This is a genomic window from Brevibacillus humidisoli, from assembly GCF_020923435.1.
In the GTDB taxonomy this organism is placed as follows: domain Bacteria; phylum Bacillota; class Bacilli; order Brevibacillales; family Brevibacillaceae; genus Brevibacillus_E; species Brevibacillus_E humidisoli.
The window spans coordinates 4,461,376-4,482,500 of record NZ_CP087263.1 but is presented as its reverse complement, the minus strand read 5'-3'; the positions used below and the strand labels follow the sequence as shown (position 1 = coordinate 4,482,500).

Annotated in this window: 22 protein-coding genes (1 of these 22 running past the window's edge); all 22 read right to left on the bottom strand. The window is 52.9% G+C overall.

All coding sequences use genetic code 11. The features are described 5' to 3' along the window. A protein-coding gene (gene lysS, locus LOK74_RS21795; protein ID WP_230044067.1) for a lysine--tRNA ligase crosses the window boundary here: on the bottom strand, positions 1-1,437 show its 5' portion. It extends 105 nt beyond the left edge of the window; 1,437 of the gene's 1,542 nt are visible here — the first part of the coding sequence; the start codon lies at positions 1,435-1,437; its stop codon lies off the left edge, out of view. An 88-nt stretch (positions 1,438-1,525) separates the two neighbouring features. Continuing rightward, a complete protein-coding gene (greA, locus tag LOK74_RS21790) occupies positions 1,526-2,002 on the bottom strand; it encodes a transcription elongation factor GreA (RefSeq protein ID WP_230044066.1) in 477 nt (158 codons plus the stop codon). A 203-nt stretch (positions 2,003-2,205) separates the two neighbouring features. Further along, positions 2,206-3,234 carry a tRNA dihydrouridine synthase DusB gene (gene dusB, locus LOK74_RS21785; protein ID WP_230044065.1) on the bottom strand — a complete coding sequence of 343 codons (1,029 nt, stop codon included), beginning with the start codon at positions 3,232-3,234 and terminating at the stop codon, positions 2,206-2,208. 44 nt (positions 3,235-3,278) lie between these two features. After that, positions 3,279-3,500, bottom strand: a complete 222-nt coding sequence (locus tag LOK74_RS21780) for a helix-turn-helix transcriptional regulator (RefSeq protein WP_230044064.1) — start codon at positions 3,498-3,500, stop codon at positions 3,279-3,281. Further along, positions 3,452-3,982, bottom strand: coding sequence for a 2-amino-4-hydroxy-6-hydroxymethyldihydropteridine diphosphokinase (gene folK, locus LOK74_RS21775; RefSeq protein ID WP_230044063.1), 531 nt, complete (start codon positions 3,980-3,982; stop codon positions 3,452-3,454). The genes LOK74_RS21780 and folK overlap by 49 nt, the downstream gene beginning before the upstream one ends. Then, a complete protein-coding gene (gene folB / locus LOK74_RS21770; protein WP_230044062.1) occupies positions 3,979-4,353 on the bottom strand; it encodes a dihydroneopterin aldolase in 375 nt (124 codons plus the stop codon). Before folB ends, folK begins: the two co-directional genes overlap by 4 nt. Further along, the gene (gene folP / locus LOK74_RS21765) at positions 4,334-5,551 is read right to left on the bottom strand and encodes a dihydropteroate synthase (protein ID WP_230044061.1); all 1,218 of its coding nucleotides are present in this window, start codon (positions 5,549-5,551) and stop codon (positions 4,334-4,336) included. The genes folB and folP overlap by 20 nt, the downstream gene beginning before the upstream one ends. A 41-nt stretch (positions 5,552-5,592) precedes the next feature. Beyond that, the gene (gene pabC, locus LOK74_RS21760) at positions 5,593-6,438 is read right to left on the bottom strand and encodes an aminodeoxychorismate lyase (RefSeq protein WP_230047095.1); all 846 of its coding nucleotides are present in this window, start codon (positions 6,436-6,438) and stop codon (positions 5,593-5,595) included. Between the two features lie 36 nt (positions 6,439-6,474). After that, positions 6,475-7,221 carry a twin-arginine translocase subunit TatC gene (tatC, locus tag LOK74_RS21755; protein WP_230044060.1) on the bottom strand — a complete coding sequence of 249 codons (747 nt, stop codon included), beginning with the start codon at positions 7,219-7,221 and terminating at the stop codon, positions 6,475-6,477. Between the two features lie 123 nt (positions 7,222-7,344). After that, a complete protein-coding gene (tatA, locus tag LOK74_RS21750; protein ID WP_230044059.1) occupies positions 7,345-7,596 on the bottom strand; it encodes a twin-arginine translocase TatA/TatE family subunit in 252 nt (83 codons plus the stop codon). 13 nt (positions 7,597-7,609) lie between these two features. Then, positions 7,610-9,286, bottom strand: a complete 1,677-nt coding sequence (locus LOK74_RS21745; RefSeq protein ID WP_230044058.1) for a PhoX family protein — start codon at positions 9,284-9,286, stop codon at positions 7,610-7,612. A 442-nt stretch (positions 9,287-9,728) separates the two neighbouring features. Further along, positions 9,729-10,319, bottom strand: a complete 591-nt coding sequence (gene pabA, locus LOK74_RS21740; RefSeq protein WP_230044057.1) for an aminodeoxychorismate/anthranilate synthase component II — start codon at positions 10,317-10,319, stop codon at positions 9,729-9,731. A gap of 13 nt (positions 10,320-10,332) precedes the next feature. After that, on the bottom strand, positions 10,333-11,826 hold the full coding sequence (locus LOK74_RS21735; RefSeq protein WP_230047094.1) for an anthranilate synthase component I family protein: 1,494 nt from the start codon (positions 11,824-11,826) through the stop codon (positions 10,333-10,335). A gap of 102 nt (positions 11,827-11,928) precedes the next feature. Beyond that, the gene (gene cysK, locus LOK74_RS21730; RefSeq protein WP_230044056.1) at positions 11,929-12,861 is read right to left on the bottom strand and encodes a cysteine synthase A; all 933 of its coding nucleotides are present in this window, start codon (positions 12,859-12,861) and stop codon (positions 11,929-11,931) included. 70 nt (positions 12,862-12,931) lie between these two features. Then, positions 12,932-13,825, bottom strand: a complete 894-nt coding sequence (locus LOK74_RS21725; protein ID WP_230044055.1) for a peptidyl-prolyl cis-trans isomerase — start codon at positions 13,823-13,825, stop codon at positions 12,932-12,934. Positions 13,826-14,001: 176 nt separating this feature from the next. Further along, positions 14,002-14,880 (bottom strand): Hsp33 family molecular chaperone HslO, encoded by an 879-nt coding sequence (hslO, locus tag LOK74_RS21720; protein ID WP_230044054.1) that lies wholly within the window; start codon positions 14,878-14,880, stop codon positions 14,002-14,004. A gap of 234 nt (positions 14,881-15,114) precedes the next feature. Then, entirely contained in the window at positions 15,115-16,767 is a 1,653-nt protein-coding gene (locus LOK74_RS21715) for a gamma-glutamyltransferase family protein (RefSeq protein WP_230047093.1), read from the bottom strand. A gap of 422 nt (positions 16,768-17,189) precedes the next feature. Then, positions 17,190-17,639 (bottom strand): Lrp/AsnC family transcriptional regulator, encoded by a 450-nt coding sequence (locus LOK74_RS21710; protein WP_230044053.1) that lies wholly within the window; start codon positions 17,637-17,639, stop codon positions 17,190-17,192. A 150-nt stretch (positions 17,640-17,789) separates the two neighbouring features. Beyond that, positions 17,790-18,320, bottom strand: a complete 531-nt coding sequence (locus LOK74_RS21705; protein WP_230044052.1) for a chromate transporter — start codon at positions 18,318-18,320, stop codon at positions 17,790-17,792. Continuing rightward, on the bottom strand, positions 18,317-18,895 hold the full coding sequence (locus LOK74_RS21700; RefSeq protein ID WP_230044051.1) for a chromate transporter: 579 nt from the start codon (positions 18,893-18,895) through the stop codon (positions 18,317-18,319). Before LOK74_RS21700 ends, LOK74_RS21705 begins: the two co-directional genes overlap by 4 nt. A 424-nt stretch (positions 18,896-19,319) precedes the next feature. After that, the gene (locus LOK74_RS21695) at positions 19,320-20,264 is read right to left on the bottom strand and encodes a sigma-70 family RNA polymerase sigma factor (protein WP_230044050.1); all 945 of its coding nucleotides are present in this window, start codon (positions 20,262-20,264) and stop codon (positions 19,320-19,322) included. 246 nt (positions 20,265-20,510) lie between these two features. Then, positions 20,511-21,101: a hypothetical protein gene (locus tag LOK74_RS21690; protein WP_338148626.1), complete on the bottom strand. Its 591-nt coding sequence runs from the start codon at positions 21,099-21,101 to the stop codon at positions 20,511-20,513. Positions 21,102-21,125: the final 24 nt, after the last annotated feature.

Below are 21,125 nucleotides of genomic sequence, written 5' to 3'. Positions count from 1 at the left end.
CAATCCACCGGTTGGCGGCATCCCATATTCTAGTGCTTCGATAAAATCCTCATCCATCTCATGCGCCTCATCGTTGCCAGCCTCTTTTTCCAGCAGCTGAGCTTCAAACCGTTGACGCTGATCGATCGGATCGTTCAGCTCGGTAAAGGCATTGGCGTGTTCTCGCGCCACGATAAACAATTCAAACCGATCCGTAAAACGAGGATCTTGCTCATTTTTCTTGGCCAGTGGTGAAATCGCTACAGGATGGCCGTAGACAAATGTTGGCTGGATCAATGTTTCTTCTATCTTCTGTTCAAAGAACTCGTTCACCACATGGCCAAAGGTATGATGCGGCTCAACCGTAACTCCATGTTCCTTGGCAAGCTGACGCGCTTGGTCATCCGACATCTCCTGCCAGAAATCAATGCCGACATGTTCCTTGATCAAGTCAACCATGTGAACGCGTCGCCATGGCGGTGTCAGATCAACCTGATGTCCTTGATAGGTAATCACCGTCTTGCCCAAAACCTCTTGCGCGATGTGAGCGATCAGGTTTTCCGTCAGTTTCATGATGTCCTCAAAATCAGCGTATGCTTCGTACAGTTCGATCATTGTAAACTCAGGATTATGGCGCGTGGAAATACCCTCGTTGCGATAAACGCGACCGATTTCATACACTTTTTCCAACCCGCCGACTATTAACCGCTTCAAGTGCAGCTCAATCGCAATGCGCATGTACAACTGCATGTCCAACGCATTATGATGGGTGATAAACGGACGCGCCGATGCACCACCGGCAATGGCGTGCATAGTTGGCGTCTCCACTTCCAGATAGCCCATGTCGTCCAAATAGCGGCGCATCGCCGACACAATCCGGCTGCGCGTAATAAACGTTTTCCTCACCTCAGGGTTTACAATCAGGTCAACGTAACGCTTGCGGTAACGGGTTTCCACGTCTTTCAGTCCGTGGTATTTCTCCGGAAGCGGGCGCAGTGATTTGCTGAGGAAGGTGAGCTCGTTTGCCTTTACGCTCAGCTCTCCCGTCTTGGTCTTAAAAACAGTCCCCGACACGCCAACGATGTCGCCAATGTCGCACAGTTCAAATACTTTGTACGCTTCATCTCCAACCGTATCTTTGCGCACGTAGATCTGAATCTGTCCACTCACATCGAGGAGTTGTCCAAAACTGGCCTTCCCCATCTCCCGCTTGGCCATCAGGCGACCGGCAATGGTCACGGCATTGTTTTCCTCCGCCAACTGCTCTTTTTCCTTGTCTCCGTGCAAAGCGATAATCTCTTCAGCGTGATGGGTCTGTGCAAACTTTCTGCCGAACGGATCAATCTGCCAATTGCGCAGCTGATTCATCTTGTCGTGACGAACCTGCAGAAGTTCGTGCATGCTCTGTTCTTGCTGCTCGCTTTGGTCCTCTTGCTGCAAATCTTCTTCCCGTGCCATGCCAGTCATCCACTCCTTGCAAACAAGTCTAATCCCTCATCTATAACGACAGGGGCGTACCTCCACATGCAGGTACGCCTGGGTCCTGTTACAGGTTGATATCCAAAATCTCGTACTTGATCACACCAGCAGGAACCTGTACGTCGACAACAGCCCCTTTGGTCTTGCCCAGCAGCGCCTGCCCAACAGGAGATTCATTGGAAATCTTGTTGTTCAAAGGATCTGACTCAGCCGAGCCAACGATCGTATATTCGACGATGTCTCCGAACTCCAGATCTTTGAGACGAACGGTGGAACCGACGCTGACCATGCCGGTATCGACATCTTCGTTGGTGATGATGCGGGCATTGCGCAGCATTTTCTCCAGAGTTAAGATTCGACCTTCAATAAATGCCTGTTCGTTTTTTGCTTCTTCGTACTCCGAGTTCTCGCTGATATCTCCATAGCTGATTGCTTCTTTAATCCGTGCGGCTACTTCTTTCCGTTTCACCGTTTTCAGATCTTCCAGTTCCTGTTCCAACTTGGCCAGGCCCTCAGGCGTGAGAATAACTTCTTTTTCCGACATCTTCTGATTCCCCCGTTTATAGTATTTGCTATCCCGGTGCAAAAAGTACACAGGATTATATGTAGATGTCCCCATCATTATACGAAAGGGACGGACAGTTTCCAAACGGTCATAGGGAAAGCTGCCAGGCTACTGGCAGCTCTGATGCGATAATACGACGTATTATAGGATATGAAGGTAGGGTTGTCAATGATTGGATTTGCTTAGTAATTGGCAACCTGAACCTCTTCCTGTTCCGCCGATTCTGCCTGATCATCTGGCCTGCGCTCCACCCATTCGACGTAATCGAGCAAGGCACGGCGCAATGCTTCTTCTGTCTCCACTTGGTTAATCACGTTTTTCGTGTGGGTTGAGCCCGGCAGTCCTTTTAGATACCAGGCTGCGTGCTTGCGCATCTCCAGTACCCCTACGCGCGGTCCTTTTAACTGGATCAGCCGCTCTGCATGCAGCAGACAAATCTCCACTTTCTCGCGCGGCGTCGGCTCCGACGGCAGTTCACCTGTCGTCAGATACTGGATGGTTCGGTACAACATCCACGGGTTTCCGAGTGCGGCGCGTCCGATCATCACACCGTCACACCCCGTTGTGTCCAACATGTTGCGGGCGTCTTCTGGTGTGGCGACATCCCCGTTGCCAATCACGGGTATCTTTACGGCCTCCTTCACCCTGCCAATCCAGTTCCAATCAGCTTTTCCCTTGTACATCTGCACGCGGGTACGGCCGTGTACGGCAATCGCTTGAGCCCCGGCCCGCTCGATCGCCTGTGCGTTTTCAATGGCGTACAGGTGCTCATCATCCCAGCCGAGCCGCATCTTCACCGTTACAGGTTTGTCGACCGCATCGACGACCGCAGAGACGACTTCATAAATCTTATTCGGATCCAGCAAAAGTCGTGCACCCGCTTCACAGTTGACGATTTTCGGCACGGGACATCCCATGTTGATATCGATGATGTCAGCGTTGGTGTGTTGGTCTACATACTTGGCCGCTTCCACCAACGTTTCCCTGTCACCGCCAAAAATCTGCAGGCTGAGCGGTTTCTCCCGTTCGTCCACGAACAACATATCCATCGTCTTCTTGTTTCCGTGCACAATTCCCTTGTCGCTAACCATCTCAGCACAAACCAGACCGGTTCCAAACTCTTTGGCAATCAGACGAAACGCCGGATTGCATACCCCGGCCATCGGTGCTAGAACAACATTGTTTTTCAGTTCAATCGTCCCGATTTTCATCGCAGGTTGCACGCCTCCTTTCCAGAGAATATATCACGTTTTATTTACAAACCCTTTTTATCAGTTATAGCACACAATTCCTCTAGTTCGACCTGTAAAGTGCTGGCGATCTTGCGCAAGACTCTCTCAGATGGTGTTTTGGTTCCCCTTTCCAGCGATCCAACAAGCGCAAGCGAAACACCCATTTCCTCTGCCAACGATTGTTGGGTATATCCTTTCAGCTTGCGGAAGGCCCGGATCCGGTTCCCCAGTCGAGCGTCCCCCATACGTGCACCTCCTTGTCCAGTGCAAGAGTCTCGATATACTCCTGCAGCGGCTTGTCAAAGAACGGCAGTACATCTTCTTCTCCCCATACATCGCGCAGCGGAATCAGGACGAATCCACGTTCCGGCATGCGCGGATGGGGGATCTGCAGATTAGGCGAGTTGACGGTTTCCCGTCCGTACAGCAGGATGTCAATGTCGATCAAGCGCGGCCCCCAACGAATGGTACGGACCCGTCCCATCTGCGTCTCAACGGCGAGCACTGCTTCCAGCAGTTGAGATGGCGTCAGTTCCGTGTCGGCCGCAATCACCATATTAAGAAAGGCGGGTTGTTCCTCGTACCCGACTGGCTCTGTCTCGTAGACGGCTGAGAGTTTTTGTACCGAGATGGTTTCCGTCGCATCAAGCAGTTGAACCGCTCGACGAAGATTTTGTGGGCGGTCTCCGATGTTCGATCCCAAAGCGAGGTAAACACGCACCGTCATTTCGTCTGCCCATCCCCGCGTCTGCGTACCATCTCAATCGCAACCGACTCATAATGGCCGTTAATCGGCGGATTGGGCTTGGTTACAGTTACCTTGGCCTCTGCAAGTGGAAAGGTGGCGAGCAGTTGTTCGGCAATGCGCTGGGTCAGCTTTTCGATCAACTGATAGCGCTCCTCCTCGACGATCGCTCTCACCTGCTCAAAGATCTCGGCATAGTTGACCGTATCCTGCAGATCATCACTGCTGCCCGCCCGAGAGAGGTCGAGCGACAGTTCCAAATCGACATAAAACCGCTGCCCAAGCTGTGCCTCCGCAGCAAACACACCATGATAGCCGTAGAACGACATGCGGTTAAAGTACAGCTTGTCCAACGGGATGGCCCCCTTTTAGCATCGCATCCATCATCGTGACGACTCGTTTCATCTGTTTGACGTCGTGGACACGTACGATATGGCAGCCTTTGGCCGCACCGAGGGCGACAGTCGCCGCCGTCCCTTCCAGCCGTTCCTCCACCGGCAGATCAAGCACACGGCCAATCATCGATTTGCGCGATGTGCCGAGCAGAACCGGATAACCCAAGGAGACAAGATCGTCAAGGCGACGCATGGTCTCCAAGTTGTGCTCCAGCGTTTTGGCAAAACCAATGCCGGGATCAAGGATGATCTGGTCGTCTCTTACTCCGGCTTCACGGGCAACCTGCACCGATCCCCGCAGATCGCGAACCATGTCGCTGAAAAAATGGGTGTAGTTCATATCCGTCCGATTATGCATCAGGATCAAGGGAACGTCCAAACGGGCCGCGACCGCAGCCATCATCGGGTCTCGCTTTGCTCCCCACACGTCGTTGATGATGTGGGCGCCGGATGCGACTGCCTGTCTGGCTACTTCTGCCTTGTACGTATCGATGGATAGGGGAACAGGACACTCGCGGGCAAGCGCCTCAATGATTGGCAGTACGCGTGCCAGCTCCTCCGCCAACTCAACGGGTTCCGCTCCCGGACGAGTTGACTCGCCGCCGATGTCAATGATATCTGCTCCCGCTGCCACCAGTTCGTGAGCGTGGGCAAGTGCACGGTCAAGAGCGGCAAATCGTCCTCCGTCGGAGAACGAATCCGGCGTGACATTGAGGATGCCCATCACCAAGGTTCGCTGTCCAAGCGGCAGCGTGTGCGGCCCACAGACAAGCTGCCGGCGCTCACGCAACTGCTGCCTGCGGTGAAACAGCTCGGCAATCTCCATCCCTAGTCGGTCCAGGCCATGTGGTCGGCTGTGCAGCTTGTCCAACAGATCGTCCCACTGTTGGCGGGTGGCTGTCAGCAGAGCGCTCCACTTCTCCCCATCCATGTCCGTCCATGACTCCTGGATGATCCCGTCTCCTCCGCAATCCCGAATCGTCTGTTGAAGCAGCTCGGCCGCTTGACGGGACATGTTTTCCACATGGATCAGCCGTGTTTCTCCCTTAGCGGTCAGCAGTGCTGTTTGGTCGGCAGCAATGCCGGCTTGCCTCAACTCAGCCGCAACCGAATCCTGGGTCAGTTCGTGTACGGGGTAAGGATTGTGCATCATCATTCTGCGTCCCTCTCTTACATGTTGTCGATAGCATACCACAATTACCCAAGCAATTCTACCGATTGACGATATGCCTGGCGCAACTTGAGCGTAATCGGTCCTCCAGTACTAGTCAGAGGAGATTGATTGATGTGACTGACCGGAACGATTTCCTGGATCGAATTGGTCAGAAATGCCTCGTCTGCTGATCGTAACGCTTCGGGTACATACTCTCCTTCCCGCACTTCCAGTCCCTGCTCGCAGGCCAAATCGATCACAAAGCTGCGGGTAATCCCGGCGAGAATCCCAGTCGACAGTGCCGGCGTATACAGCCTATTATGTTTTACCCAAAAAATGTTGCTGACAATCCCCTCGCAGACAAACCCCTCTGTGGTGAGAAAAAGTCCTTCCACACCGGGATCGGAGCCGACCTCCAGCTTGGCCAGGACATTGTTGACAAACGTATGCGATTTGTAGCGCTGTTTTCCTTCCACCGTCTGGCGGGGAATGGAGACGATCTGCAGCTTCTTGGACGATGGCGGTTCGGCAATCGGCGGCACCGGCTTGGCATAGACCAGCAGAGTGGGACGAGTGTATCCTTCCGCGATGAGCCCCAACCCTTCCGGACCGGCTGTGATATCGAGCCGGACATAAGCATCGCGCAAACCGTTGGCGTCAACCGTCTGTTCCACCGCTTGCAGCAGCTCTTGATCGGTCCAAGGAAGGCGAATCTGCAGCGCGTCGAGCCCCTGCTTTAACCGATCGAGGTGGCGTTCCCACAGAAACATTCGCCTGTTGTAGACCCGCATGGTCTCAAAAAGTCCCACCCCGTACAGAAAGCCGTGGTCAACTGCCGATATCCTGGCCTCTTCGATCGGGACAATCTGACTGTTTAGGTACACCAACATCTCTCTCACCGTCACATGGTAGTCTCATTGTCTGTATCATACCATGCTTTCCCCGGAAAGGGCAGTCTCCGCTTGCTGTTTCAGCCGCTTTCCATGGATCAGTCGGGAGAGGGAGATGCTGATCTCGTACAGCGCGAGCAGCGGAACAATCACCAGTACGTCAGAGACAAAATCAGGCGGTGTAATCGTGATGGAAATGACGCATAGCAAAAAGTAGGCCGGCTTGCGCAACTTTGCCAGCCGATGCGGGTTGAGCAGTCCGAGGTGGCTTAAAAACAAGACCACAACCGGCAGTTCAAACAGAAAGCCAAACGGCAGAGAGAGGTTAATCATAAAACGGAAATAGTCGTTAGCGGTAATCACCAAGTCAAAGTTGCCGTTTGAGAGTCCCAGTACAAACTGATACGTCATCGGAAACAGCACAAAATAAGAGAAACTAAGTCCCGCCACAAACAACAAGAACAAAGCGGGGACATACATCAAGGTTACTCTCCGCTCTCGCTCCGTCAATGCCGGCTCCACAAACCGCCACATCTGATAGGCAGCGACTGGAATCGTAAAAGCAACCGCACCGATACCAGCCAGCTTGAGATAGATCGATAGGATATCGGTCGGACCGAGGATGGCCAGCTTCTCTTCGGAACGATTGGCCAAAAAGTGATAAATATGGTCAACAAACAAGAAACAGATGATCAGGCTGACAAAAAAGAAGCCGATCACGATGATCAGACGCTTCCGCAGGTCGCCGAGATGCTCGATCACGTTCATTTTACGCTGATCCACCGCACATTCTCCTCTCCTCATGCATCTACTAATTCCACTCCTGTGTTTACCAGAACCAAATCACCTTGCTGAAACGACGAAGGCAGCGCGCTGTCCGCACTGCCCCGTCTCCTCCTATGCAGCTTAGTTGACCCGCTTAGCGATTTCCGCAGATCCCTCGGTCAACACGGCTGTCTCTGTCCGTGAACTTGTTTCGACAGGTTTCTCCTTCTTTTCATCCGCATCATCCTTGGTTAAATCTTTGGCTGCCGTCTTAAACTCCGTCAGTGTGCGCCCAAACGCACGTCCGATTTCCGGCAGTTTGCTGGGACCAAAAATCACAAGGGCGATGATCAGGATGAGGATCAAACCGGGAATTCCGATGCTGGATAACATAGTCGCTCAACTCCTAAAATTTGAAACCGGTAATGGCGACGACAGCAGGGCGGGGAATGGTATCCCCAGGACGATGCGGCCATTTACTGGTCAATTCGTTCAAGCTGTCAGACTGCTCACCTGGATGCTGTACAGCCAAGAACAGTGTTTTTTCATCCGGCGTAAACCAGGGACCGGTCAATTCTGCATCTACCGGAGCGGAAGCGAATTGGAACGCTTCTCCCTGATGATCACCCGACGTTGGAATCACATACATGCCGTTGTTGGCAAACGGCACGAATACGCCTTTGTTCATGCTGCTGCCGGAGATGTCCGTAACGGTCCAGAGGTTGCCGTTGCTGTCGAAGGTCAGGTTGTCGGGCGCACTAAACCCGCTCTGACGGCCGCCTGCCGCAAAGATCTCAAAGTTGAACTGCATCGCTCCCAGATCGCCGTCCTGTTCGAAGAAGCGAGTGATGTGACCATGGATGTTGCCGTGTTTATCATTGTTGGTATGAGCGATGAAGATGGTGTTGTCAAACGGACTGATCTCTACATCTTCCGGACGGTCAGTCGGCGTAGCGCCGAGGATCATCGCTGCTTCGTGCGTGTGGACCAAAACATCGGCCTGTGTCTGGAACATCGCGACCAACTCTTCTTTGCTGTAGCCGACATTGTACGGAACTTTAAACGACTCGCTGGCCAATGCCTTTTGCACCGCTTCGATGGTCAGCTCTACCCAGACGCCTTTTTTCAGATTGGCGGCGTAAAGCGTTCCCTCTTCCAAGAGAGCGGAGTTTTTCAAGCCGGCCGCTTCATCGTATTTGCCTTTGGAAATAAACTTGTACACACCCGCATCTTTTTTGTCATCACCCATGTAGACAGCGACACGGCCATCCTTGGTGAGACCCATCGCAGTGTTCTCATGGTTGAACCGACCGAGTGACGTATGTTTGCGTACCGCGAAAGATTCATCAAACGGCGCCACTTCCACTACCCAGCCGTAATGGGTTGCATCAAGCCCGGCATCCTTTGCCGTATACTCGTAGTTCTCCTCACAGGAGAGCACCGTGTTCCACAATGTCTTGCCCCCTGAACAGTTGGCAAACGTTCCTTGCGCCTTCGTGGCTCCATTCACCGCTTTCGATCCTGCGGCCGGACCGGTCAGTTGGAAAGGTGTGAGACCGGTAATGCGGCGGGCGTGCTTGGAGCTGGTATCCATCTTCCATACGCCGTCGCTGTCGCGATATACTTCGATGATTGAGCCACCCTGGTTGTACAGCAGTTGTTCGATTTGCTTCGCGGTGTACTTGCCGCCTTGTTTTGGCCCTTCTACAAACATTGGATTGGTGTATTCGTGATTGACCCAGAGCAGGCCCCGCTCGCTGGAGCCGTCGATCGGGAAGTAAAGGGTGAAGTCGTTGTTAAACCCAAAGGTGTCGCCCTTCTCGTTGATCTTGTCTCCGAAAGCAGCAACCACATCGTATTTGAACCCTTCTGGCAGCACGAGATCATCTTTGGTGGTATGTTCGATCGGTTTAAAAAAACCAACGGTCTTCTTGGTCTTCTTCGTCTTTTCAAAACCGAACAGATGGTCTGCCGTCTTTGCTTCTGCCTGTCCGCTCAAACTGCCCAGACCAGCAGAGGCGACGGCCAAAGCGGCTGCCCCTTTCCCCAGGTAGCCCAAAAACTGTCGACGATTTACTTCCATTCGCTCATCGCTCCCTTTTCTCAATCGGATGATAACGAGACCATACATCCTTGATTGTACGGGCCTACTTTTTACCATCCGTAAACGGGAGATAAAGTTGTTGTGAATTCCAGCTTTTCTGAAAACAAATGAGGGGTAGCGGGGGAAGTCGCGTCGTTTCTGGCTTTTGGCCGGCAGATGCAAAGCGATATGTAAAAGGGGTGTAAACATTTGGTCGATGATGCAAAGATGGAGGAGTAATCAGGAGATTGACGTCTTTCGTTCCGAGCTGCGCAGCATGGAGGAGATTTGATGATGACACGATCGGGGTACTACGGCAAACTAAACTGGGACCAGGTGCTGCTTGGTATGAACCCGGCAAAAACGAACAGACACCTGAGCGTCAACGGCTAGGTGTCTGCTTTATCTTTATGATCAACGTATTTGTGTGCCCGGTCCGATATTAGATCGCCTGGCTCCGTTCCCTGGAATATGTCGACAGGAAGTTTTGAAGCAGTTGTTTGCCGTACTGCGTGATGATCGACTCAGGGTGAAACTGGACTCCTTCTATCGGGTAGATCTTGTGACGGACGGCCATTACCTCTCCCTCTGCTGTCCGTGCCGTTACTTCCAGTACATCCGGGATGCTGTCCGCCTCCAGGATCAAGGAATGGTAGCGGGCAGCCGTAAACGGTGAGGGGATACCTTCGAAAAGGGTCTTTCCGTCGTGATATACCTCTGAGGTTTTGCCATGCATCAAACGCTGGGCACGGCTGACGGTTGCGCCAAACACCTGGCCAATCGATTGATGTCCGAGACACACGCCGAGAATCGGAATCTTTCCGGCAAAATGACGGATCACGTCCACGCTGATCCCCGCTTCGTTGGGAGTGCAGGGTCCCGGGGAAATCATCAGGTAATCAGGGGCGAGAGCCTCGATCTGCTCCACCGTAATCTTGTCGTTGCGATAAACCAGCAGTTCTTGGCCCAGTTCACCGACAAACTGCACCAGGTTAAAGGTAAACGAATCATAATTGTCAATCATCACGATCACAACTCTTCTCCTCCTAGCTCTTCATTCTCAACTCACTCAGCTCCAACGCCTTCCACAATGCCTCTGCTTTCTTCAACGACTCACGGTACTCTGCCTCAGGAGACGAATCAATCACAATGCCGGCCCCAGCCTGAACATGGGCTAGTCCATCCTTGACAATCATCGTGCGGATTGCAATATTCAACTCTACGTCTCCATCAAATCCAAACCAGCCGATCGAACCGGTATAGACGCCGCGGGTAACCGGCTCCAGTTCGTCGATGATCTCCATCGTTCGCACTTTTGGCGCGCCCGTGATCGTGCCGCCGGGAAAAGCAGCCGCTATCGCCTCGTATGCATCTTTACCCGCTGCCAGCTGACCGCGAACGTGGGAAACGATGTGCATCACATGGGAGTACTTTTCGACAACCATGAACTCACTTACTTCCACGCTCCCGTATCGACAGACGCGCCCCAGGTCGTTGCGCTCCAGGTCCACCAACATCACATGCTCCGCCCGTTCCTTTTCATTGTCGATCAGTTCTCGGGCGAGGGCTTCGTCCTCTCGTTCATCTCTTCCGCGCGGGCGAGTGCCAGCGATCGGTCGGGTGCTGACCCAGCCGTCCCTCACTTTGATCAGCAGTTCTGGTGAACCGCTCACCAACTGGAACTCCGGGAAGTGGAGGTAGCCCATGTACGGTGACGGATTGAGCCGCCGCAGCACCTCGTATATCTGATCGGCGCTTGCGTCTACCGGTTTCGATTGCCGCACGGACAAGTTCACCTGAAAGACGTCCCCTTGCGCAATGTACTCTTGCACGCGGCGGACAGCCGCTTCGAACTTCTCCTGGTCAAACGACACCGCTGCCGGCTTGTCGGACTGCAGTGGGTGTTTGCGAAGCTCTTCCCAATCTGCCGTCGGCTCATGGGTGACGAGCTGTGTGAGCTGATGCAGATGTGTCATCAGCCTGTCCGCAGCTACCTGATACGACTCTTCTGTCAGACTGTCGGCGGCAAGATGGGTGAGGCAAATAAGTTCCCGCTGCTCGTGGTCAAAGATGAGCAGATCTTCGTACATCATAACATAGAGATCGGGCAGTCGTAAGTCGTCGTCTGCCGTTTGCGGCAGGGTAGGTTCAAAAAAACGGTTCATCTCATAGCTTAGATAGCCGACTGCCCCCCCTGAAAAATCGGGCAGCCCAGCCAGTTTCGGCGCCCGATAGGACTTCATCAGCTCACGAAGGACGGTCAACGGTTGGCTGTGGGTGACTGTCTCCTCCGTGCCGTCGGCGTAACGGATGGTGGCCGTGCCTCCTTTGCTGCGAAGGCTAAGGATCGGCTGCCACCCCAGGTAGCTGTATCGCCCGGCACGGCCGCTCTCCAGGAGAGCCGCCCCTTCCAGAGAGGAAGCAAGCTGTTTGAGCAGATGAAAAGGATCAAGCGAATCCGGCCAGCTTACTTTTGCCGCTAAAGGAAGACGTGGATACTCGAAACTGTAGTTCTTTACTTCTGCAAAATCAGGCCAGATCAACGCGATTCACACTCCGGTCAGTACGTCAATGAAAGACTCTGTCCACCCCATCATAGCATGGAAAAGAACCGCCTGCGAGAGGCGGTTCTGCCGTTTTTCTTACTCTTCGAACTGATAGAGTGGCGTGGACAGGTAACGTTCGCCGTTGCTTGGGATCACGGCAACCACTTTTTTGCCGGGGCCGAGGCGTTTGGCTACTTGCAGAGCAGCAAAGATGGCCGCTCCCGACGAGATACCCCCTAGTACACCCTCCTGCCGGGCGACACGGCGGGCTGTATCAAACGCTTCCTCGTTTTCTACCTTGATGACCTCGTCGTAAACCTCCGTATCCAAGATTTCCGGTACAAATCCCGCACCTATGCCCTGGATCTTATGCGGACCTGGCTTGCCTCCGGACAAGACAGGTGAAGCAGCTGGTTCTACTGCGACAATATGCGCGTTGGGGTAGACTTCCTTCAGCAGCTGACCTGCCCCGGTGATGGTACCGCCCGTCCCGATCCCTGAGATAAACGCATCGATCCCACCCAATTCCTTGGCCTGCTCCAAAAGCTCTTGACCCGTGGTGTCGCGATGTACCTTGGGATTGGCTGGATTGCGGAACTGCTGCGGCATAAAGTAGGCAGGGTTGGCTCGTACGATCTCCTCAGCCTTGCGAATCGCGCCGCCCATACCCTCGCTTCCGGGCGTCAGTACCAGTTCCGCCCCATATGCACGAAGCAGGTTGCGGCGCTCCATACTCATCGTGTCAGGCATGACCAGAATCGTACGGTACCCTTTGGCCGCCGCTACCATCGCTAGGCCAATCCCGGTATTGCCGCTGGTCGGTTCAATGATCGTATCTCCTGGTTTAAGAATTCCTTCCTGCTCGGCAGCTTCAATCATCGCCAAAGCAATCCGATCCTTTACGCTGCTGCCGGGGTTAAAGAACTCCAGTTTGAGATAAATGTCAGCCATATCTGCCGTAACAACCCGGTTCAACTTGACCAGTGGGGTATTTCCAATTAAATCGGTAATCGACTGAGCTACTCGCATAATCCGCCTCCTAAATACCGAGTAAGTAACTAGGTTTTATAGGTATTATAGCAGATGGAGAAAAATTTCGTCAATCCATTGTTTCGCCAGGTCGTTCCACTCCAACCGCTTGTTTCAAGCGTTCCAGCACTTCGTCGAGCGAAACCTGTGAGAGTGCGATTTGCTGACGGATTTGTTCTCGCGCCTGTTCAAACGACAACTCCACCGCTTCCTTTCGGTCGATAATGCGAATGATCATATATCCCTGGTTGACCTGTATCGGTTCACTGTCTGTGCCCAGTTCGATGGTCGACGCCACCCGGGCCGCATTCTCCGGCAGCAAGCCGCTGTTTAGATCCACCCAGCCCAGGTCTCCACCCGATGCCGCTGTCACCATATCGATCGAGCGCTCTTTGGCCAAGGTATTGAAGTTGGCCCCATCCCGCAGTTCCTGACGCACCTGCTGAGCCTCTTCCAAGGAAGCTGCCACGATCTGCCAGACCTGTGCCTGGGCAGGCTGGGTGAACTCATCCCGGTGCTTGTTGTAATATGTGCGAAGATCCTCCTCGTCAACGGCGATATCCTTGGTCGCCACCTCCTGCAGCAAGAAATGGTAGCGGATCTGCTCACGCAGGGCCTGTTCACTGGTACCGATCTCCTCCTGTAGGGCTTTGGCAAATGCCTGTTCACCGCCAAAGTTGGCTTTCATCGTCTCCAACTCCTGGTCGATCCGTTTAGGATCGATCGTGATCCCCAGCTGCTCCGCACTTTGTTGGACTACTTCGCGATTGATCATCTCTTCCAGTACCTGTTGTCCGTATTTTCGCTTCAGTTCAGCCACCCAGTCTGTTTCACTGATCGCCTTGTCGCCAATCACAGCAACCGCCTTAAAGGTGCTTTCCTGCTTGTACCACGACCAGGTAACAACTGACAGCAGCAGCAGCAGGGCCCCGATCAGCCCCCACAACAGCCTTGCATTGGTCACAGTCTCCCTCTCCTTTATGCCCTGTCCCCGGGCTCTTCTCTATTCTGTTCCTTATGCTCTATTCTCTACGCCCTCTGCTTTTGTGCTCTTTCGCCCCTACCTACTTCCTGCTCTTCCTGCTCTTCCTGCTCTTCCTGTGTCTCCTGTGTCTCCTGTGTCTCCTGTGTCCACTGCGCCTACTGTTTCAACTCACCCAGCATCTCCTGCAGCTTTTCTTTATCGTAATGATAGCGCTGGTTGCAAAAATGGCAGTGAACCTCTGCTTCTCCCTGCTCATCAATCATACCGCTCAGTTCTTCTCTACCCAAGCTGTACAGAACTTCTCCGACCTTTTCCTCCGAGCAGGTACAGGAGAAGGTAATCTCCATTCGGCTTCCAATCTTCGGCTGGTCGAGAATTCGCTCCAGCATCTGTTCCGGAGTCAACCCTTCCCCGATCATGCGAGATACCTGGGGCAGTTTACTGATCCGCTGTTCCAAATCATTCAGCACCTGATCAGGGGCACCTGGCATCACCTGTACGATAAATCCGCCGGAGGCCAACACAGCCCGATCCTCTGGGTTGACCAGGACGCCTACCCCTACCGCCGACGGCGTCTGTTCCGACACCACGAAGTAATAGGTGAAGTCCTCTCCTATCTCTCCAGAGACAAGCGGCGAGCTGCCTTGATAAGGTTCGCGCATTCCCAGGTCTTTCACCACATACAGGGTGCCGTTGACACCGACAGCACGGGCCACGTCCAGCTTCCCGCGATCGTTCAATTCAAAGTGAACGTGCGGATTGCTGACGTAGGCGCGCACCTCACCTTTGGCGTTAGCCTCTGCCACAATCTGGCCAATCGGCCCCCCGCCCCTGATCTTGACGGAAATCCGCTCCTCTCCCTTTAACATCGCCCCCATCATCGCAGTCGCGGTAAGGGTCCGCCCCATCGCGGCAGCAGCCGTATTCCACATATCGTGACGACGGCGGATTTCCTCTACTACTTCTGTCGTCCGGGCGGCAAAAGCCCTCACATGTCCGCCAAACCCGGTGGCACGTACCAGATAATCTCTCAATGTTGTAACCCCCCTCGGGATATCCTCTTTTTCGACTGGTTAGGATCTTGGAAATGGGAATCCGAAGTTAGTGTACCACAAGTGGGGGCTGCATCCACAACTGAAGGTGCTGGTTTGCGAACTCGCGCAGACTGATGGAGAGTTAAAGAGGAGGAAGGGGGTACAAAGGCAAAAGGCCACCGCTGCGGTGACCTGCACTTGCGCTTTTCAGGTTTATTAGATCATATGGGTTTCTTACCAAACAGCAACATGGCCGTCGGTCCGCGGTTCTGTTCCCCCGACAAGCACACCGTCATCCAGTCGCCAGATGATCTGTCCCCGCCCAAATTCTCCAGAGTCGAGCGCTACGCGAACATGGTGGCCACACCGAGCCAGCGCTTCTGCAATATGGGTGGGAACGGACTGTTCCAACTCCACTACTTTTCCTTCTTTCCACTGCCAGCGTGGAGCATCGAGCGAAGCCTGAGGGTTGAGACCAAAATCTACTGTGTTCATCACCATCTGCACATGCCCCTGCGGCTGCATAAATCCCCCCATCACGCCGAAGGGACCAACTGGGCTGTCATCTTTGGTGAGAAATCCGGGAATAATCGTGTGATACGGTTTTTTCCCCGGTGCCAGGCAATTGTCGTGAGCAGGGTCAAGCGTGAAGTTATATCCGCGATTGTGCAGGGCGATCCCGGTACCCGGTACGACCAGACCGGAGCCAAACCCATAGTAGTTGCTCTGGATAAACGAGACCATATTGCCTTCACCATCCGCGGTACACAGATAAACGGTTCCGCCGCGCAGCGGCTGGCCGGGCAAAGGCTCCAGCGCCTCTGTACCGATCAGGCGACGGCGCTCTTCTGCGTAACCGTCTGAGAGCAGGTCCTCGACCCGTACAGACATGAAAGCAGGATCAGTGATGTACTTCCTCCCGTCCGCATAAGCCAGCTTGATCGCTTCAAGCTGCAGGTGATACGTCTCTACCGTATCCCGCTGATCAAACCAGAACCCTTTCAGGATATTCAACGCCATCAAAGCTACCAAACCGTGTCCGTTGGGCGGGATTTCCCACACATCGTAGCCCCGGTAATGGAGGCTGATCGGTTCCACCCACTCCGGCCGATAGGCAGCCAGATCTTCCGCTCGCAGATAGCCGCCATGTTGTTTGGAAAAATGGTCGATTCTCTCTGCCAGATCCCCGCGGTAAAACGACTCGGGACCCGTTTCCGCAATCGCCTGAAGCGTACGAGCGTGATGAGAAGAGCGCCAGATTTCGCCAACCCGAGGCGGTCGTCCCTCTGGTGCAAACGTGTCAAACCAACTGCGAAACTGCTCTCCTGCTAACTGTTGGCGATAGCTGACAAACGCTTTCTGCCAGTTGCTGGCCAGCACCGGAGAGAGCGGATAGCCGTCTTCGGCGTACGCAATAGCCGGTGCCATTACCTCGGTTAATGGCAGCCTGCCGAAGCGTTTGGACAACTCGGCCCAGGCAGAAGGGGCACCCGGAACCGTAACAGGGGCCCAACCGTATCTGGGCATTTCTTTGATGCCGGCTCGCTCCAGAACCTCCCGAGAGATACCACGCGGTGCAGGGCCGCTCGCATTCAGACCGTGCAGCTTCCCATCGGTCCAGATCAGCGCGAATGCGTCCCCACCAATCCCGTTGGAGGTGGGCTCTACAACGGTCAATGCGGCAGCCGTCGCGATGGCGGCGTCGATCGCGTTGCCCCCTTTCTTGAGAATCTCGATCCCCGCCTGGGCAGCAAGCGGTTGTGATGTTGCCACCATGCCTTTCCTCGCGTAGGTGACGGTGCGACGAGATGCATAGGGGTAGTACAGCGCATCGAACTTCACCGTGACTTCTCCTCCTTTTGATTCTGATTGAGAACCCGGACCCATGCGACCAAGTAGAGTTAACAGGTGGATGTGAACAAATCGTGTGATCAAATCATGTAACTAAATCGTGTGAGTAAGTAGATCTCAGCAAGCAGATGTCAAGCAACCGAACGGCGATCAAACAGGTCGCATAGTAAGGGTTGTTCATGCCCGCGAAAACCTATTCGGAAAAATTTTTATATATTTCATTCCCTTTTGAAATAATATACAGCAATTATTCATCTCATTCAACAAAATACCGTAGTTTCACCGTTCGTTTTGTTTCCATCCCTCAACAACTAAAGACTACGGGCATCGCTCTGGTACGGAACGGAGGGGAGAACAACGATAAAACAACGATCCCGTACCACAACAAGCTCGATTGTCATGATACGGGATCGTGTTCGGCTTTGCGATCTTTTTCGACAACAGCAGAACCCTACCGACTACAACTTGAGCCCGGTTCTGCTCTTAAACCGACGCAGCAGGACGTGGCTCTCCACCCGAACAATCCCCTTGAGCGCATACAGCTCATTGTTAATGAAGTGTTCCAGCATGGAAAAGTCCTCTACCAGCACATGGGTATGCAGGGTACTGGGACCTGTCATCTGATAGATACTGGCCACGCGCGGATTATTGGCCAGCGTAATCGCTACCTCCACCAGGTGCGCTGGTTCCACATCCACTTCAAAAAAGGCGGAGACTTTCTTGCCCACCTTTTCCGAGTTGATCACAACCGAAAACTTTTCGATGACACCTGCCTCTTTCAGGTTGTTGATCCGCTCGCGGACCGCCACCCTGGACAGATTCAGTTTGGCACCGAGATCCACATAAGAGGCACGCCCGTCTTCTGACAACAGCTCCAACAGCTTCCGATCAATATCATCCAGTTTCATCATCCGCCACCCTTTTGGACATTCTTACCACTCATTATAGTAAGTTGCTGAATGAAACAAAAGGGAAAGCGCAGAAGAATATTTGTACAAAAGGAAAGGGGACAGCAGTTTGTCTTCACTCCCGTCTTCCTTTTTGTCACGTTGATCCCGTCAGGACAGAACAAAAGCCCCGTACAGCAACGAGAGGCCAATCATCCAGACCGGGTGCAGCTTCCATTTCTCTAGAACGACCCAACTAACAGCACCAATCATCAAGGTCTGCACCATACCGACCGAATCGATCGACACGACAAAGAATTGTATCCCGACAACCAACAGCAGAATGGCGACCGTAGGCTTCACCAGTTGCGTGAACGATTTCGCTTTGGGTGAATCTTTAAACCGATACAACAATCCCAACAGCATGATCATGGCTGCAAGCGAAGGAGCAACCGTGGCAAACAGAGCCACCACCGCTCCCCAACCGCCCGCCACTTGGTAGCCGATATAACCCGCCAGTTTGGTGGCGATCGGTCCGGGCAGAGCATTGGCCAAAGCAAGGATTTGTCCAAACCCTTCCATCGTGAGAAAGTGATAGCGATCCACTACTTCGTGCTGGATCAGCGGGATGGCGGAGGGACCGCCTCCATATGCGACAATACTGGGGACGAGAAACGCAAGAAACAGATACCACAGAGTCATGCCTGTTCACCCTTTTTCGCAGCTTCCCTCCGACTCGTCCCCTGCTGACTGATCAACACGTATCCCAGGATCAGCAAGATCAGGATAGCGGGATGGACACCCAGCAGCTCCAATGCGATTAGGTTTGCAGCAAGTATGAGTAGACTGGGAAGCGTCCCCCTCTTGCTCTGATCTTGCTTGTAATAGCTGTATGCCAAAGTGAGCAGCATGACGCCGATAACGGGACTGACAGAAGCGGTCATCCCTCTGATCTTGTCGGGATCGATGTAGGTGTTGACCAGTTCCAGTAGAAGGATTAGCGCCAGGACAGTCGGTACGACCGTTGCTACGATCGCATTGATCATCCCTCCGATACCGGCTAGTCGAAACCCGATATACCCCGCCATCTTAGTCGCAATCGGCCCCGGCAAGGTGTTGCCTAGTGCCAATACATCGGCAAATTCCTGATCGGACAGCCATTTGTACCGTTCTACCACTTCTTTATGGACGAGCGGGATGGTAGACGGCCCTCCTCCGTATCCCAACAGGCTGGAGCGAAAAAATGCGATAAAAATGTGCAGATGCAGATGAAGCAATATGCTGCCTCCTCTCTGGTTTGGACAAACAGACAAACAAATAGAAAAACCAAAACGAAACCAATGATTTATGTTTTAATATATTACGGTAGGTATTATACATTATTGCGTCGATATGTTCATTTATTTCGTAATTTTATTTCTAAACGGAATTATAACCGGTTCAGATCCCCCCGTTTTGTGCACATAAAAAAGGGACGCTGGCTAGCATCCCGGTGTGTTTACGCGAAGGAAACGGCTCCGATCAGCCCGTCTCCGGTTTTATTGATATCTCGCAGGCATATCTCATAGGTATATCTTAAAGGTATATCACTTTGATATATCTCCTTTTAGATATAGATGTATCGCTGTGCATATATAAGGAAGTCTGCATCGCATTTTGTGAATCTTCATCATGCTTTGCTCTACAGCAGCAATCGAGCTGTTAAGACAAGTATTCCATTAAGGAACGGGACACTTTCTGCTGGCGCAGCCGATCAATCGTGGTTGCTTCGATCTGCCGAATACGCTCACGCGTCAACCCAAACATTTTGCCCACTTCCTCCAGCGTGTAGACCTGATCGTCATACAAACCGTACCGCATGGCAATGATCTCTTGTGCCCGCGGATTTAACTGGCCAAGCGCCGCCTGAACCTGCATCCGTAAATCCGATTTTTCTATCCATTCATCAAGTGAGGTGTCTCCATCTTCAACTATTTCCGCGTAGCTTAGCTGCTCATCATCCAAACTGGACTGAGCCATCTCAGCGAACGGGTTCTCGTCAAACGATTCCATCTTCATCTTTAGGGCATACTCAATCGTATCCACCTTTGACACCGGAAGATCTAGTGCCTCGGCGATCTCGTGTCGTTCCGGATAACGGTTGAGCATATGGGCCAGCTGCAAGACCAGCTTTTGATACTGGCGAATCTGCTCATGCATATGCACCGGAATCCGGATCAGACGCCCTTTGTCGCTGATGGCGCGGGTAATCGCCTGTGAAATCCACCAGTGCGAATAGTGGTATAGACGAACTCCACGGGACAAATCAAACTTGTCAATCGCTGTAAATAGACCGATTGTCCCTTCCTGGATCAGATCGAGAAATGGCATCCCTTTTCTCAGGTGCCGCAAAGCCGTAGCGACCACATACCGCAGATACGCTTTCACCAGACGCTCTCGAGCATCCATATCGCCGTCCTGCTGATAGCGGAGCAATAACTCCAGTTCTTCATCTTTGTCCAACATAGGTGTTGCTGCGACGCTTTCCAGGAACAATAGTGCTGAAGTGTCAAACCTGAGTGATCGAGGAATGACGATTCCCAATTGCTTCTCGACATCCCGCCAGCGGCGGGGGCTACCTTGGAAAGAGGAGTCCCTCACGGTCATTCGCAACCCTCACTTCATTCAAAATGAAAAATATTCAGTTAATTATATTGTAAGCATATTTCGACAAAAGGGGGTGAATTCCTCCCGCTTTTACAGAATATTAACGAAGCGTTCGTAATAATAGATGGGTATGAACCCGATTTGTGGAAATGATGAGTCGCGAACAGCATGTCGATTTTTATATCAATTCGACATTTTTTTACAAAATGTGAGCAATTGAAAAAGGAGGCTCTACTGAAACCTCCCTTACCATTTCAACTCCTCCACACTAACCACCGGAAAAGCATGTCCGGACAGCAGTGGAGTAAACGGCTGTTCATCCACGTACGCGACCACGACCAGTGAAGGACCAACCATCCGCTTGGGTGACAGCTGAAGTATCTCCCCGTCTTCAGTGGTGATCTCAACCTCGACATATCCTCCCTCCGGGCGCATGATGTCACCATGCTCTGCATGTATCAGCTGCAAGTTGTGCACCTGGTCCTCGTCATAGCGCAGAGAAAATGAAACGTCTCTCTGCCAATGCTGAAAGTCGATATAGTAGTAAGTAAACGACAGTGGGTCAGAGGTAACACTTTCCCTGGATGGCTGCAATAGAGCACCCTGCCGGCTGTACCCACCGTTCTCCTCCATCCGCCGCTCAAAGCGGTCCATTGCTTCATCCAGATTCAGGTCGATAATTCCCTCCGTCTTGAGCGCCTGGTTGACCGCAAAGGTGGCATCATGGTTGGCTAGTTCCAGTAGGGATTTCACCTCCAGCTTTTTGTGCATCGCCAGATCAGCATCAAACACGACTAGCCCGAATAATAGAAACAACAGCATGGCCGATATGGACAAGAGTTGAACCCCCGTTGCTCTCCC

Coding starts and splice junctions, on each gene's coding strand:
- LOK74_RS21710 (WP_230044053.1), bottom strand. CDS start 17,639: ATGAAACTGGATGATATTGATCGGAAGCTGTTGGAGCTGTTGTCAGAA.
- tatA (WP_230044059.1), bottom strand. CDS start 7,596: ATGTTATCCAGCATCGGAATTCCCGGTTTGATCCTCATCCTGATCATC.
- greA (WP_230044066.1), bottom strand. CDS start 2,002: ATGTCGGAAAAAGAAGTTATTCTCACGCCTGAGGGCCTGGCCAAGTTG.
- cysK (WP_230044056.1), bottom strand. CDS start 12,861: ATGCGAGTAGCTCAGTCGATTACCGATTTAATTGGAAATACCCCACTG.
- LOK74_RS21745 (WP_230044058.1), bottom strand. CDS start 9,286: ATGGAAGTAAATCGTCGACAGTTTTTGGGCTACCTGGGGAAAGGGGCA.
- LOK74_RS21705 (WP_230044052.1), bottom strand. CDS start 18,320: ATGACTCTGTGGTATCTGTTTCTTGCGTTTCTCGTCCCCAGTATTGTC.
- pabC (WP_230047095.1), bottom strand. CDS start 6,438: ATGTTGGTGTACCTAAACAGTCAGATTGTCCCGATCGAAGAGGCCAGG.
- LOK74_RS21695 (WP_230044050.1), bottom strand. CDS start 20,264: ATGACCGTGAGGGACTCCTCTTTCCAAGGTAGCCCCCGCCGCTGGCGG.
- folK (WP_230044063.1), bottom strand. CDS start 3,982: ATGACGGTGCGTGTTTACCTCGCTTTGGGATCGAACATCGGAGACCGC.
- LOK74_RS21780 (WP_230044064.1), bottom strand. CDS start 3,500: ATGGGGGACGCTCGACTGGGGAACCGGATCCGGGCCTTCCGCAAGCTG.
- folP (WP_230044061.1), bottom strand. CDS start 5,551: ATGATGATGCACAATCCTTACCCCGTACACGAACTGACCCAGGATTCG.
- dusB (WP_230044065.1), bottom strand. CDS start 3,234: ATGAAAATCGGGACGATTGAACTGAAAAACAATGTTGTTCTAGCACCG.
- LOK74_RS21715 (WP_230047093.1), bottom strand. CDS start 16,767: ATGGGTCCGGGTTCTCAATCAGAATCAAAAGGAGGAGAAGTCACGGTG.